Origin of the sequence: Streptomyces sp. NPDC002018, assembly GCF_042890865.1 — a bacterium.
GTDB lineage: Bacteria > Actinomycetota > Actinomycetes > Streptomycetales > Streptomycetaceae > Streptomyces.
The window spans coordinates 69203-83146 of sequence record NZ_JBIASO010000025.1; the positions used below are offsets into that span (position 1 = coordinate 69203).

The window sequence follows — 13944 nt, forward strand, 5'->3', positions numbered from 1 at the left end:
GTGAAGCGCGGTCATCGGACCCGGTCGCTCCCGAAGCGAGTCGCTCCCCTTCCCCGGTGGAGAGGCTCGCTTCGTCCTTTCCCGGCCGTCCCGTCCGCGGCGGCCGGAAGTGGCGCGTAAGGGGTCCCGAAAAGGGAAATGAATATCGCTTGTATAAGGACGGCGGGCCGATATGCCCGAATGAGGAGGACTCTTGAGTGCTCTGCCGCTGTATCTGGAGCCGCGCACCGAGCCGCGTCTGGCGGCGCTGCTCCAGGCGGAAGACTTCACCCACGCGCTCGTCGACGCGCTCGGATCGCCGCTGGGTGTGGTGCTCCCCGATCAGATCGCCGACAACGCGGAACGCTTCCGTGCCATGTACCGGAAACACCGGCTGGGCGGTCAGATCTGGTTCGCCCACAAGACGAATCGTTCCTGCGCCCTGCTGCGCCGGCTCGCGGTCACCGACGCCGGCGTGGATGTCGCGTCCGTGGGTGAGTTGCAGCAGGCCCTCGGGGCGGGGTTCACCCCCGACCGGATCATGGCCACCGGTCCCAAGAGCCCGGAGTTCCTGTGGCTCGCCGCCCGTACGGGCGTGACCGTCAACGCCGACGGACGCACGGAGCTGGACGAGCTGGCCCGGATCGTGAGCTCCTACGCGCTGCCCCGTGTACGGGTTCTGCTGCGGCTCTCCGCGTTCGAGGCCTCCGGTGTGAAGGTGCTGAGCAGGATGAGCCGCTTCGGCACACCGGTCAGGGAGCTGGACAGCCTGCTGAGGACGGCCGAGCGGCACAGCGAGGCCGTCGAACTGGTCGGTGCCGGCTTCCACTTGGACACGACGAGCACGGCCGAGAAGGCGGTGGCGCTCGAAGGATGCGTCCGCGCGATGGAAACGCTCCGTGAGCGGGGCCTGAGACCGCGGGCCGTGGACATCGGGCGCGGGTTCGGCGTCAACTACCTTGCCCATCAGGAGCAGTGGGAGCGGTACACGACCGAACTCACCCGGGCGGTCCTGGGCCGCAGGCCCGCCCTGACCTGGCGTGGCCACGGCTACGGCCTGCGCGACGAGGCGGGGACCCTGCGCGGTTCCCTCGGGCTCTACCCGGGGTACCGTCCGGTCGCGAGCGAACGCTATCTCGACGAACTGCTGTCGGCGCCCGCTCCGTCGTTCGGCGGGCGGACGCTGTCCACCGTGCTCCTGGAGAACCTGTACGACCTCTACACGGAGCCCGGACGGGCGCTGGCGGACCAGTGCGGACTGACCCTCGCCCGGGTCCTGGAGGTGCGGAGCACCGAGGCGGGGGAGCACCTCGTACGCCTGGCGGCCAAGGCCGACGACATAGGTCTTGAGGACCACGGGATCGTCATGGACCCTGTTGTCATCGGGCGTGACGGGGGCCGGGTGGACGACGGCGGCGACGCGGTGGGGGTCTACCTCGCGGGCAGCCTGTGTCTGGAAGCCGATCTGATCTCGCGCAGGATGGTCTTCCTGCCGCGCCTCCCGCGCCCCGGCGATCTGCTGGGCTTCGCGAACACCGCCGGATACTGCATGGACTTCCAGGCCGGCCGGGCCCAGCACCTCCCCGTCGCGCGCAAGGTGGCCGCGTGGCGGGACGGCGAGGGCGCGTGGCGATGGAGTCTCGACGAGGAGTACTGGCCGACGCTGTGCCAGGAGGGCAGGGCATGAGGTACGACAGCATCACCCAGGTCATCGGCAACACCCCGCTGGTGCGCATCGATCCAGGAGTGCACGGCCTGCGGCACATCGACCTCTACGCCAAACTGGAGATGCTCAATCCCTTCGGCTCCGTCAAGGACCGGGCCGCGTGGAACATGGCCCGCCCCGGACTCGCCACCGCCGTCGAGCGGGGCAGCCAGATCGTGGAACTCTCCAGCGGGAACACGGCGAAGGCCCTGTCGGTGATCGCCGGTATGCACGGACTGTCGTTCAAGAGCGTCACCAACCGGATGCGGGTCCCGGAGATCAAGGATCTGCTGCTTCTGCTGGGCGCCGAGATCGAGGAACTGCCCGGACGGAGCGAATGCCTCGACCCGACCGACACCGAGGACCCGCTGACGCTCTTCCACCGGGCGCTCTCCGATCCGGACAGCGCCTATCTCCACACCGACCAGTACTTCAACGCCCGTAACACCGAGGCACACGCCCAGGGAACCGGCCCGGAGATCGTGAGGGACCTGGACGGGCGCGTACCGGACTGGTTCATCGCGTGTGTGGGCACCGCCGGCTCCTCCACCGGTGTCGCCGGGGCGCTGCGCCAACACGACCCCAGGGTCCGGGTCGTCGGGCTGGTCGCGGACAAGTCGGACTTCATACCGGGGATCCGCACCATCGACGAAGCGCACGAGGTCGGTCTCTTCGATCCGGCGACCTACGACACGATGGACGCGGTGACCGCCGACGAGGCCATCGACGGGATGCTCACCCTGGCCCGCCGTTGCGGCATCCTCGCCGGGCCCACCGGAGGAGCCGCCTACTTCGGTACGGTCCGGCGGCTGCGGGAGGCCGACGCCGCGCTGGCGGACAGCGACGAGCGCCAGACCGCCGTCTTCATCGTCTGCGACCGTATCGAGAGCTACTTGAGCTATGTGAAGCAGCGCCGCCCCGAACTGATCGGGCTCACGGCCCGCAAGAACTCACTCCTCGATGTGTCCGCCGCCGAGACCGCCGCGGCCGTGACCCTCGGGACGGGGGAGGCGCGGGAGTGGATCGCGCGGGAGCGGCCCCTCGTGATCGATCTGCGCGGCCCGTCCGCGTACGCCGCCCTCCATATCGAGCAGGCGGTCAACATCACCGACGAGCTGTTCGCCGAACTCGTCCGGGGCGGGCTCCCGTTCAGCAGACACCAGCCGGTTCTGCTGACCTGTCCCGTCGGCGACAGATCCGCCCGGTACGCGGCGCTGCTGACCCGTATGGGGCACTGCGACGCCCGCAGCCTGGACGGTGGCATCATCGCCTGGCGCGACGCCGGCGCGCCGCTGGTCAGGGACTGACGAGATGACCGACGAGACGACCGGCGAATCGACCGACGAGAGCACGGACGAGACGACCGAAGAGACTGCTGCCGATGCGACGACCGGGACGATCCCGCGCGGGCCCGACGCGGCGTTCCCGGACGAACTGATCCCCTGGCAGCGTCCGCTGCGCGCCATGTTCCCCATCATCACCGGGCATCCGGAGCTGGTCTATCTGGACAGCGCCGCGACGGCACAGAAGCCCCGGACCGTCCTCCAGGCCGTCGAGACCTATCTGACCACCGCCAACGCCAACGCCGGGCGCGGTACGTACCCCTGGGCCAACGCCTCCACCGAACTGGTGGAACGGACCCGTGAGCGGATCAAGTCCTTCCTCTCCGACCCCGCTCCGGAGCGCTCCGCCGTCCACTTCACCAGCGGTACCACCGAGGGACTGCGCACCGTGGCGCGGGACTGGCTGCCCACGTTCCTCGCCGACGGGGACGAGATCGTCGTCCCGTTCGCGGACCATCAGGCGAACCTGGTCCCGAGGCTCGACGCCCAGGAACTGCTGGCCTCCCAGGGGACCCGGATCCGGATACGCGAGATGCCGTACCAGACGTCCTCGGGCGACTACGACCCGGCGGCCCTCGCCCGCGCGGTCGGTCCCCGCACCCGCTTCGTCGCGGTGACCCATGTGCACCATGTGTACGGAGCGGACATGAATGTCCAGCGCGTCCGCGCCGCCGTCGGGCCGGACGTGGCGATCTGTCTCGACGCCGCGCAGAGCGTGGGGCATCTGCCGGTCTCCGTCGCCGACCTCGATGTCGACTTCGTCGCCTTCTCCGGGCACAAGGCCCTGGCGCTGCCCGGGTCCGGCGCGGTCTGGGCCCGTCAGACGCGCGGTCCCCGGTTCGTGCCCGGCGGCTGGAGCGGCACGCCCAACACCACCGGGATCGCCTCCCTGGCGGCGGCCCTCGACTGGCTGGCGGAGGCGGGCACGGACCGGATCGAGCGCTGGACGACGGCCCTCGCGCTCCGGCTGACCGACGGACTGCGGCGGCTGCGCGCCTACCAGGTCCTCGGCTGTCAGCGGAGTCTGGCGCTGGACACCCGTATCCAGCACCGCCGCGGCATCGTGGCGTTCCGCCATCACGGGATCGGCGCGAGCGATCTGGGATTCATCCTGTTCAGCCACGGTTTCATGGTGCGCACCGACGGCCACTGCCAGGGCGCCGCGGGGGAGAGGACCAGTTCCGTACGTGTCAGCACGCATGTGTACAACACGCCCGAGGAGATCGACCGGCTCCTCGCCGTTCTCGCCACGCTGGAGTGAACACACCCATCAGAGGGGAATGGGAACCGTTTTCAGATGTAGATTTGGCGGGTCGGTCGGAGGCGAGACAAGCGAGACAAGTGAGGGCGGCACGGTCACATGGGCCTGAGCATGGCGACAGCCGAATCATGGGTACGGCGGTGGGAGCGGCAGCAGGGGCGGTACGCGATCGACCGCGAGGAACGGTTCACGGTCATCGCGGATGTCGTCGAGCAGGTGACGGAGGGCCGGCCGCGCCCACGGATCCTCGACCTCGGATGCGGTCCCGGATCGCTGGCCGCCCGGCTGGCCGCCCGTGTGCCCCGGGCGGAGATCGTGGCGGTCGACATGGATCCGCTGTTGCTGGAACTGGCCCGTACCCACCACCCCGACGCGGCCCGCTACGTCGACACGGAGATCGGCGCCGAGGGCTGGACGGAGGAGCTGGCCCTCGGCGGGCCCCTGGACGCCGCCGTCTCGACCACCGCGCTGCTATCTCTCCGAGGCCGCCCTCGGCCGGACGTACACGGAGCTGGCGCGGCTGGTCCGCCCGGGAGGGGTCCTCGTCAACGCCGACCACCTCCTCCAGCACGGGAGCGGGCACTCCCGGATCGCCGCGCACGTCGGCCGGTGCCGGGCCCTGCGCCAGCGGGCGTTCGTCCACGAGGACTGGGAGTCCTGGTGGACGGCGGCGGCCCAGGAGCCCGAGTTCGCGGATCTGCTGGACGAACGCGCCCGCCGCGGCCCGATCACCGGCGCCGGCGACGAGCTGCCCCTGTCGCGCCACAGGGACCTGCTGCACCGGGCGGGCTTCGAACACGCCGCTCCTGTCTGGCAGTTCGGCCAGAGCTATGTGCTGGTCGCGATCCGCTGACCGGGAGCCGGTGAGAGATGTCTTCGACGGGCCAACGAGCGGACAGGCCGACGGGCCGACGGGCCGACGAGGGACGGTGCCGAGCATGCGATCTGCCGGTCTGGAGGCCAACCCCTGCGCCTGTCTGACGTATCAGGGCGCGTCGCCGTATGTGCGGCTGGAGATCGGCGCGAGTGCGGTCGGCTGAGCGCTCCCTCGACGGCGCGGCCGTACAACACCGTTTTCGCGCCGGAGTTCTCGGGGGCGGCCGTCGACCGTGCGGTCCCTGTCCGAGCTGGACGTCTTCCTCGGTGTCCACCGCGCGGCCCTCTCCGACGCGTACCGCCGGGGGATCCGGAGCGCGATGCTCGGCGCGGAGGCCGGAGCGGTCGGGCTCTACCGGCGTCTGGGGTTCGTGGCGGGCGGTGAGATGGCACGGTTACGGGCGCCCGCGCCCTGACGTCCTCCGGCGGCCTGGCCCTGTCCGGCCGGGTGGTGGGATGCCCGGGTCGGGCGGTGCCGTGGCTGCGACCACCGCCCGGCCCGGAGTATCAGGGGCTACGGCACGGGCTACGGCACGGGCTCCGGCGCGGGGGAGACCACCTGTACCGGCTGCCGCGGCCCATGGCCGTGCTCATGGTCGTGTCCCGTCGCGCGGGCGTCGTCGATTCCGGCGGTGTCCCACACGGGGAAGGGGTCGTACGGCGGAAGGCTTTCGCCGTCGGCCATCAGACAGCCGGTCAGCGCCGCCCGCAGGGCGTCACCACGGAGTTCGGTCCCGATGAAGACCAGCTCCTGGCCCTGGGCGGTGCCGTCGTCACGGGCGCCGGCGGGCTCGAACCGGGCGACCGCGCCGGCCTGTGACCACAGTCCGGTGACCCGGGGCCGGCCGGCCAGCAGGAAGAAGCCCTTGGAGCGCAGAATCCGCCCGAAGTCCCCGCTCTCCATGCCCTGGGTGACGAAGTCCCACAAGCGGCCCGGATGGAACGGGACGCCGGAGCGGAAGACGGTGCTGGAGATCCCGTACTCCTCCGTCTCCGGCACATGGTCACCGTTGAGTTCCCGTACCCAGCCCGGTGCCTGCTGGGCCCGTTCCAGATCGAACAGCCGGGTCCCCAGGACCTCGCCCGGACGCACGCGCCCCCGGGTGGCGGGGATGATCCGCGCGACCGGATTGAGGCGCGTCAGCGCTGCCCGGAGCCGGCCGGCGGCTTCCGTGTCGACCAGGTCGAGCTTGTTGAGGACGATGACATCGGCGAACTCGATCTGGTCCATCAGCAGATCACTGACGGTGCGCTCGTCGTTCTCGTACTGGTCGAGCCCGCGCTCGGCGAGGCCGTCACCGCCGGCGAGTTCGGGCAGGAAGTTCGCCGCGTCCACGACGGTGACCATGGTGTCCAGCCTGGCGAGATCGCCGAGGGTCGCACCGTCGTCGCGGGGGAAGGAGAAGGTCGCCGCGACCGGCATGGGTTCGGAGATACCGCTGGACTCGATGAGGAGATGGTCGAACCGGCCCTCACGCGCCAGGCGGTCGACCTCCTCCAGCAGATCGTCGCGGAGCGTGCAGCAGATGCACCCGTTGGTCATCTCGACCAGACGCTCCTCGGTGCGTGACAGGGCGGCCTGTCCTCCGCGGACGAGGGCGGCGTCGATATTGATCTCGCTCATGTCGTTGACGATGACCGCGACGCGCAGCCCCTCGCGGTTGCCGAGGACATGGTTGAGCAGGGTGGTCTTTCCGGCGCCGAGGAACCCGGACAGGACGGTGACGGGAAGCTGGTCGTGCGTCATACGGGCGGCTCAGCTCTCCGGGCGCAGCAGACCGCGCTCGTACGCCTTGGCCAGCCGCCGGGGCACCCGGTGGACCGAGCCGTCGACGGTGACCGGCACCAACGGGGGTGTGGTGGCCTTCCACCGGGCCCGGCGGTGCCGGGTGTTGCTACGGGACATCTTGCGCTTGGGCACGGCCATGGCGTTCTCGCGTTCTCGGCGTAGGGGCGGGCAGTGCTTCAGGACAGTACATGAAAATGGATTCCATTACTAAGTTACGGTGGCGGTGATCGCTGCGCGTGATCACTCCGACCGACGGGGTGGACGCGGCCGGGGGCGGACGTGCGCCGTCACGGGGTCTGGTGCGGGCAGGAGTTCCAGCTCCGGGACGGTACGCCCGAGGGGGCCCGTCAGGCTCCGGCGCAGAGGCAGCAGGCGTCCACGAAGACGCGTACCGCCTCACGGTGGTCCGCCGTACGCCAGACGACGGCGAGCCGGCAGGGGGAGAGCCCGGTGACGGGTCGGCAGACCAGGGTCTCCCGCTTGTAGAGCATCTCGGCGTTGCCCGCGGAGAGAAGCACCACCCCGAGTCCCGAGGCGACCGCTTCGAAGGTCTCGTCGGCGGTCTCCGCCGTCGCGGCGATCCGTGCCGGTGCCCGGCGGTGGTCGTCGCCGAGCCAGAACGCGCGGAGCGCTCCGGCCGTCGCCGGCAGGGCGATGAAGGGCTCGTCCGCCAACTCCTCGAAGGGGACGACAGGTTGGCCGGCCAGCCGGTGGTCCGCGGGGAGAGCCACCCAGCGGTCCTCCGCGATGATCACCTTCTGCGAGAACCCGCCGCTCGTCGGCGCGGGCAGCCAGGCGACGGCGACATCGACATCGCCGCCCGCGAGTCCCGCCGTCGGATCCGCCCAGGTGATCTGCCGGAACTGGAGCCGCCAGCCGGGAAGCAGCTTCTCCATCGTGGCGGTGACGGCCGGGATGAGTCCGCGGCCGATGCTCGTCTGGAAGCCGACCGTCAGTGTGGTGTCCTGGGCCGCCGCGGCGTCCGCCACCGCGCGCTGGGCTCCCTCCCACTGCTCGATCAGCCGACGGGCGTGGGGCAGGAGGGCTCTGCCCGCGGCGGTGAGGGCGACCGTACGCCGGTCGCGCGCGAAGAGCGTGGTGCGGAAGGCCCGTTCCAGTTGGCGGATCTGTTTGCTCAGCGCCGGCTGCGAGACGAAGAGCCGGTCGCTCGCGGCCCGGGTGAAGCTGAGCTCCTCCGCGACAGCGACGAAGTAGCGCAGGTCCCGGACATGGACATCCATAACCAGAGGCTATAACAGCAGCTCTTGGACAGTCGGCGGGCGCGGTTCCACGATGGGCGGGCGGCTGCCGCACAGGAGCGCCGCCCGGATCGGATGGAGGTGGGCGCCCGTGGAACTGGGTGTCACGGGGCTGAACGCGAAGGCCACACTGGGAGCCGCGGAGACGGTCCGGCTGGCCCGGCTCGCGGAGGAGCTGGGATACCGGTCGTGGTGGGCGGGGGAGCATGTCGTCCTTCCCAGCCCCCGGGTAGCGCCCGCGCCGATGGAGCCGACGGATCCGATTCTCGACCCGCTGGTGCATCTCGCCTATGTCGCCGCCGTGACGGAACGGCTGGAGCTCGGCACCGGGATCGTCATCCTGCCGCAGCGCAATCCGCTGGTCCTCGCCAAGCAGGCCGCGAGTCTCGATGTGCTCAGCGGCGGCCGGCTGCTGCTGGGGGTCGGCGCCGGATATCTCGAACCGGAGATGACCGCCGTCGGCGTGCCCTACGCGGAACGCGGCAGACGCACCGACGAGTACCTGGACGCGATGAGGGCGTTGTGGACCCAGCCGGCCCCGTCCTACCAGGGCCGCTATGTGGCCTTCGACGCCGTCGACGCGCATCCGCGGCCGGTCCGTGCGGACGGACCGCGGATCGTGATCGGCGGCCACAGCCCGGCCGCCTTCCGGCGGGCGGTCGCCCGTGGCCATGGCTGGTTCGGCAACGGGGACGGCCCGGACGATCTCGCCGGCCATCTCGCCGGGCTGCGGAAGGCCGCCGCCGAGGTCGAACGCCCGGAGCGGCTGGGCCGGTTGGAGATCAGCTTTATGCAGCTCTCCCCGGTGGACGCCGGTACGGCCCGGCGCTACGCGGACCTGGGCGTCGACCGGCTGGTGGTCTATCCGTTGCCGCTGGAGGATCCGGCGGAGGTCGCCGCGTTCCTGGAGCGCCACGCCGGGCTGCCGCACTGAAACGTCAGAGGGGAGTCCGCCCCTCGGGGGCGTGGCGCGGGCGGTCCGCCCGGTGGCCACGTGCTCGCGTGCGCCCCTCCTCTGTGAGGGACGGGGTGAGGGATGAGACGGGGGTGAGGGATGAGGGGTGAGGGGCGGGCGCGCCGTCCGGGACCGTGAGTGCGGTGACCGTGCGGGGCGCCAGTCCTGATCGCGCCGAAATGGTGATGACCCCGGTCGCGGAGGCGAAGGGCCGGCCCGGGGGAGCGCGGTGGCTGCGGAGCGTACCGACGGCCGGGCCCGGTTCTCCGGGTGACGGCGTGTCGGCCCCCGCGCCCGGGGAGGGCCGCCCGGCTTCCTTCCGATGGTCCGCACCCGCGCGATGCCTCCGTATGAATGACGTGTCACCGGGCGGCACCCGGCACGGTGCGGGGCACACCCACGGCGGCCGACGCGGTGCGCGGCCGGTGTCCGGCGGGCCGTGACGGTCACTCAGCGTCGGCTTTCCGGGGGCGGATCCCCGCGCCCGCGCCCGCCCTCTCCTCGTCCGTCCGACCGGCCTCCGCCTGCGGGGCGATGCCCTTCGGCCAGGCGTCGAGCCATTTTGTTAAAGCTGTTGACGAATTGCTGACGGCGGGCCACCATCGCAGCACTTTCCGCAGTGCCCGACCCGTACCAGCCACAGCCCGTACAGGGAGAGCGACGCATGTCGACCCGTACCGCACCGCTGTCCGTGCACAATCCCGGAACAGGCGAACATCTCGGAGACATCGAGGACTTCACCTCCGACCGGATCACCGCCGCCCTCGGCGCCGCGGCGCGCGGGCAGCGCGCCATGGCCGCCATGCCCGCGCACGAACGCGCCGGGCTCCTGCTGCGCACAGCCGATCTGATCGAGGCCGAGGCCGGCGACCTGGCCCGGCTCCTCGCCGCCGAGAACGGCAAGCCCCTCTTCCAGACGGTCGAGGAGGTCGGGGCGGCGATCCGGATCTTCCGGGGGTTCGCCGGGGAGGCGACCCGGCTGTTCGGACGGCAGATCCCGCTCGGCGCCGTGCCCGGTCTGGAGCGCCATCTCGCCGTCACGGTCAGGGAGCCGCTGGGCCCGGTCGCCGCGCTGGTGCCGTTCAACTACCCCGTCGAGCTGTACGCCCACAAGGCCGCCGCCGCGCTCGCCGCGGGCAACGCCGTCCTGGTCCACCCTCCGGTACGGTGCCCGCTCACCCTGCTGCGGATCGGCGCGCTCGTCGAGCGGGCCGGTGTTCCCGAGGGCGCCCATCAACTGCTCACCGGCGGCGTCCATGTCTCGCAGGAACTGGCCGCCCGCCCCGGCACGGCCGCCGTCAGCCTCACCGGCAGCACACTGGCGGGACGGGAGATCGCCCGCCGCGCGGCCGACACCCTGAAGAAGGTCCATCTCGAACTCGGCGGCAACGACGCCCTGATCGTCTGTGACGACGCCGATGTCGAGGAGGCCGCGAACGCCGTCGTCCTGGGCCGGCTCGCCCGCGGCAACGGCCAGATCTGCTGCGCGGTCAAGCGGGTGTACGTCCAGGACGGCGTCCATGACGCCTTTGTGGACGCCCTGCTCGCGGGCGCCGCCAAACTCACCGTCGGCGACCAGCTCGCCGACGGCACCGATGTCGGACCGCTGATCAGCGAGGAGGCGGCCGAGCGCGTCGAGAGCGCCGTCGCGGCGCTGGTCTCCGACGGTGCCCGCCAGGTGGCCGGGGGACCCCGCCACGGCGCCTTCAGCCGGCCCGCCGTCCTGGTCGACGTACCGGGGGACAGCCCCGCGCTCGCCGAGGAGATCTTCGGACCGGTCGCACCGGTCGCCCGGTTCACCGACCCGCTGGACGCCGTACGGATGGCCAACGAGTCCCCGTACGGACTTCAGGCGGCCGTCTTCACCCGGGACATCCGGCGTGCCTTCACCCTGGCCCACCGGCTCGACGTCGGCGGGGTGATCATCAACGGCTCCACCGCGCTGCGCGCCGAGAACCTCCCCTTCGGCGGGCCCAGGGACACCGGCGGCGCCACCGAGGGCCTGCACGACACGGCCCTGGAGTTCACCCGGCAGAAGACCGTCGTGGTGATGGAGGCCCTCGGGTGAGCAGCACCACCCCGAGCACCGCACGGAGCGCCGCACGGACCGCCCTGGAGATCCGTGGCGTGCGCAAGGCGTACGGCTCCACCGAGGTCCTGCACGGGGTCGACCTCACCGGACGGGCCGGTGAGGTGCTCGCCGTGGTCGGCGCCAACGGGGCGGGCAAGTCCACCCTGATCAAGGTCCTGGCGGGCGCCGAGCGGATGAGCGCCGGGGAACTCCTGCTGGACGGCGAGCGCGTCGAACTGCGCTCGCCGCACGACGCGCACGCGCACGGCATCCGTACGGTCCACCAGGAGCTGACCCTCGTACCGGAGCTGTCGGTCACCGAGAACCTCCTCATGGGCCACTTCCCCCGCCGGTTCGGCCGTCTGATCGACTGGCGGGCGGCCCACGCGCGCGCCCGCGATCTGCTGGAGTCCATCGGCTACGGCGCGATCGACCCGCGCACCCGGGCCGGCCGGCTCACCGTGGCCAGACAGCAGATGGTCGAGATCGCCAAGGCGCTGGTGAGCGAGGGCGGCGAGCCGAGGGTCCTGGTGCTCGACGAGCCCTCGGCGGTCCTCGCGGGCAGCGATCTGGAGGCGCTGTTCGCGCTGATCCGACGGCTCCAGCGACGCGGGGTGCTGATCGTCTATGTCTCGCACCGCCTCGCCGAGGTGACGGAACTGGCCACCTCCATCGTGGTGATCAAGGACGGCCGGGTCGTCGCCGAGACCGTGCCCGAGCGCACCGACGAGAACGAACTCATCCGGCTCATGGCGGGCCGGGGGCCGGGCCGGCTCTATCCCGCACGCCGCCCCGGCCCCGGCGCTCCGCTGCTCACGGTCTCCGGACTGCGTCGCACGGGGGAGTTCCAGGACATCTCCCTCACCCTGCGGGCGGGCGAGATCACCGGACTGTTCGGACTGGTCGGCTCGGGCCGCAGCGAACTGGCGCGCTGTGTCTTCGGCGCCGAGCCCGCCCACGCGGGAAGCGTCACCGCGTCCGGGGCCGGAGACCGGCCGGGAGGCGGGTCCGGGGGTGGGGCCGGGAGCACGCCCGGCGACGGTCCTCCCGCCCCCACCGCCATGACCGGCGGCGGCGCCCGGCTCTTCCGCTCCCCGCGCGAGGCGATCGCCGCCGGGCTGGCGCTGGTCACCGAGGACCGCAAGCGCACCGGTCTGGTCCTCGGCCTGACCACCGCGGAGAACATCGGCCTCACCACACTCCGCACCACCACCCGCGGCCCCCTGCTGGACACGGGAAGACGGCGGCGCGAGGCCACCGCCATGGTTGAGCGGCTGGACATCCGGCCCGCACACTGCGCGAGGCTGCCGGTCCACACCCTCAGCGGCGGCAACCAGCAGAAGGCCGTGCTCGCCAAATGGCTGCTCACAGGACCACGTGTCCTGCTGCTCGACGAGCCGACGCGGGGCGTGGACATGGCCACCCGCGCCGAGATCTACCGGATGCTCGACGAACTCGCCCGCGCCGGGATGGCCGTCCTGCTCATCTCCTCCGATCTGACGGAGGTGCTCGGCGCCACCGACCGGGTGCTGGTGATGCGTGAGGGGCGTCTCACCGCGGACCTCCCCTCTGACGGTACGACCGAGGACACCGTCCTCGCCCACGCGATCGGACACGCCGCATGACCGACCAACTGACCACCTCCGCCCAGCCCGCGGAGCCGGCCGGCTCCGGGAAGCCCGGTCCGGACGGCCGCCCACCGTCACGGCTGTCACGGCTGCCCCGGCTGGTCGTGGCCGGACGCGATCTCACCCTGGAGGCCGGGTTCGCCGTCCTGCTCGTGGCGTTCGTCGTGATCGCGGGCTCGACCACCGACGCCTTCCTCACCGAGGGCAATCTGACCAATCTGCTCAAGCAGATGGTCACCACGGGCCTGCTGGCCTTCGGCATGCTCACCGTGATCCTCACCGGCGGTATCGATCTCTCGGTCGGGTCGGTGGTCGCCTTCTCCGGCATCGTCGCCGCGGGGCTCTCCGCCGGGCTGCCGGTCCCGCTCGCGATGCTGATCGGTCTGGCCGCCGGGGTGGGCTTCGGCTGTGTCAACGGGGTGCTGATCGCCCGCTTCCAACTGGCACCGTTCGTCGTGACCCTGGCGGCGCTCACCACCATCAGAGGGCTGGCCTTCGTGTACTCGGAGACGCCCGTCGCGCCCGAGAAGGAGGGCTTCTTCGAACTGGGCTCGGCGGTGCTCGGCCCCCTGCCCGTCTCCACCCTGATCATGCTGGCGGTCTTCCTGGTCGGCGGGATCTTCCTCGGCCGTACTCCGGCGGGCCGCTCGCTGGTGGCGATCGGCGGCAGCGCGGAGACTGTACGGCTGGCCGGCATCGGTGTCCGCCGCCATATCGTGCTCGCCTATACGATCAGCGGCGCCTGCGCGGGTCTGGCGGGCGTCATCCTCGCCAGCCGGGTCGGTATCGCCCAGCCCAGTGTGGGCACGGCCTTCGAACTCGACGCGATCGCCGCCTGCGTGATCGGCGGGGCCAGTCTGGCCGGCGGCAAGGGATCGGTACGGGCCACCTTCGCCGGCGTACTCGTCCTGGCGCTGATCAACAACCTGCTCAACCTGTACGACGTGCAGAGCTTCTGGCAGCAGGTCCTCAAGGGGCTGATCATCGTCGCCGTCATTCTCGTACAGCGCACCGGACGGTTCCGTACGGCCGGCGCACCGAACCCCGCGGATTCCGGAAAGGCAAGATTGTCATGATC

At 71.4% G+C, this 13944-nt stretch carries 11 protein-coding genes and 1 pseudogene; 9 read left to right on the forward strand and 3 right to left on the reverse strand.

What is annotated here, in order from left to right; genetic code table 11:
- The first annotated feature begins 193 nt into the window (after window positions 1-193).
- The 5 genes and pseudogenes from ACFYYH_RS30525 to ACFYYH_RS30545 all read left to right on the forward strand — a co-directional run bounded on the left by ACFYYH_RS30525 (window position 194) and on the right by ACFYYH_RS30545 (window position 5580).
- Complete coding sequence (locus tag ACFYYH_RS30525; RefSeq protein WP_388557798.1) at window positions 194-1666, forward strand: alanine racemase; 1473 nt, start codon at window positions 194-196, stop codon at window positions 1664-1666.
- Window positions 1663-2991 (forward strand): pyridoxal-phosphate dependent enzyme, encoded by a 1329-nt coding sequence (locus ACFYYH_RS30530; protein WP_388557801.1) that lies wholly within the window; start codon window positions 1663-1665, stop codon window positions 2989-2991. The genes ACFYYH_RS30525 and ACFYYH_RS30530 overlap by 4 nt, the downstream gene beginning before the upstream one ends.
- A 157-nt stretch (window positions 2992-3148) precedes the next feature.
- Window positions 3149-4288, forward strand: coding sequence for an aminotransferase class V-fold PLP-dependent enzyme (locus ACFYYH_RS30535; protein WP_388557876.1), 1140 nt, complete (start codon window positions 3149-3151; stop codon window positions 4286-4288).
- A gap of 99 nt (window positions 4289-4387) precedes the next feature.
- Window positions 4388-5141, forward strand: a pseudogene (locus ACFYYH_RS30540) (class I SAM-dependent methyltransferase).
- A 256-nt stretch (window positions 5142-5397) separates the two neighbouring features.
- Window positions 5398-5580, forward strand: a complete 183-nt coding sequence (locus ACFYYH_RS30545; RefSeq protein ID WP_388557803.1) for a hypothetical protein — start codon at window positions 5398-5400, stop codon at window positions 5578-5580.
- Window positions 5581-5690: 110 nt separating this feature from the next.
- On the opposite strand, the gene ACFYYH_RS30550 is transcribed toward ACFYYH_RS30545, so the two are convergent.
- The 3 genes from ACFYYH_RS30550 to ACFYYH_RS30560 form a co-directional block, all read right to left on the reverse strand.
- Window positions 5691-6911, reverse strand: a complete 1221-nt coding sequence (locus tag ACFYYH_RS30550; RefSeq protein WP_388557806.1) for a GTP-binding protein — start codon at window positions 6909-6911, stop codon at window positions 5691-5693.
- 9 nt (window positions 6912-6920) lie between these two features.
- Window positions 6921-7091, reverse strand: a complete 171-nt coding sequence (rpmF, locus tag ACFYYH_RS30555; RefSeq protein ID WP_388557809.1) for a 50S ribosomal protein L32 — start codon at window positions 7089-7091, stop codon at window positions 6921-6923.
- 209 nt (window positions 7092-7300) lie between these two features.
- Complete coding sequence (locus ACFYYH_RS30560; protein WP_388557812.1) at window positions 7301-8194, reverse strand: LysR family transcriptional regulator; 894 nt, start codon at window positions 8192-8194, stop codon at window positions 7301-7303.
- A gap of 109 nt (window positions 8195-8303) precedes the next feature.
- On the opposite strand from ACFYYH_RS30560, the gene ACFYYH_RS30565 reads away from it, so the two are divergent.
- The 4 genes from ACFYYH_RS30565 to ACFYYH_RS30580 all read left to right on the forward strand — a co-directional run bounded on the left by ACFYYH_RS30565 (window position 8304) and on the right by ACFYYH_RS30580 (window position 13942).
- Entirely contained in the window at window positions 8304-9146 is an 843-nt protein-coding gene (locus ACFYYH_RS30565; protein WP_388557815.1) for an LLM class F420-dependent oxidoreductase, read from the forward strand.
- A 685-nt stretch (window positions 9147-9831) separates the two neighbouring features.
- Window positions 9832-11235 (forward strand): aldehyde dehydrogenase family protein, encoded by a 1404-nt coding sequence (locus tag ACFYYH_RS30570; protein ID WP_388557817.1) that lies wholly within the window; start codon window positions 9832-9834, stop codon window positions 11233-11235.
- Window positions 11232-12863, forward strand: a complete 1632-nt coding sequence (locus tag ACFYYH_RS30575) for a sugar ABC transporter ATP-binding protein (protein ID WP_388557820.1) — start codon at window positions 11232-11234, stop codon at window positions 12861-12863. The genes ACFYYH_RS30570 and ACFYYH_RS30575 overlap by 4 nt, the downstream gene beginning before the upstream one ends.
- Window positions 12860-13942, forward strand: a complete 1083-nt coding sequence (locus ACFYYH_RS30580; RefSeq protein ID WP_388557821.1) for an ABC transporter permease — start codon at window positions 12860-12862, stop codon at window positions 13940-13942. The genes ACFYYH_RS30575 and ACFYYH_RS30580 overlap by 4 nt, the downstream gene beginning before the upstream one ends.
- Window positions 13943-13944 lie beyond the last annotated feature (2 nt).

What these genes read in the sequence shown, in the direction of transcription:
- ACFYYH_RS30530 (WP_388557801.1), top strand. Translation starts at nt 1,663, where the DNA reads ATGAGGTACGACAGCATCACCCAGGTCATCGGCAACACCCCGCTGGTG.
- ACFYYH_RS30535 (WP_388557876.1), top strand. Translation starts at nt 3,149, where the DNA reads ATGTTCCCCATCATCACCGGGCATCCGGAGCTGGTCTATCTGGACAGC.
- ACFYYH_RS30550 (WP_388557806.1), bottom strand. Translation starts at nt 6,911, where the DNA reads ATGACGCACGACCAGCTTCCCGTCACCGTCCTGTCCGGGTTCCTCGGC.
- rpmF (WP_388557809.1), bottom strand. Translation starts at nt 7,091, where the DNA reads ATGGCCGTGCCCAAGCGCAAGATGTCCCGTAGCAACACCCGGCACCGC.
- ACFYYH_RS30560 (WP_388557812.1), bottom strand. Translation starts at nt 8,194, where the DNA reads ATGGATGTCCATGTCCGGGACCTGCGCTACTTCGTCGCTGTCGCGGAG.
- ACFYYH_RS30570 (WP_388557817.1), top strand. Translation starts at nt 9,832, where the DNA reads ATGTCGACCCGTACCGCACCGCTGTCCGTGCACAATCCCGGAACAGGC.
- ACFYYH_RS30580 (WP_388557821.1), top strand. Translation starts at nt 12,860, where the DNA reads ATGACCGACCAACTGACCACCTCCGCCCAGCCCGCGGAGCCGGCCGGC.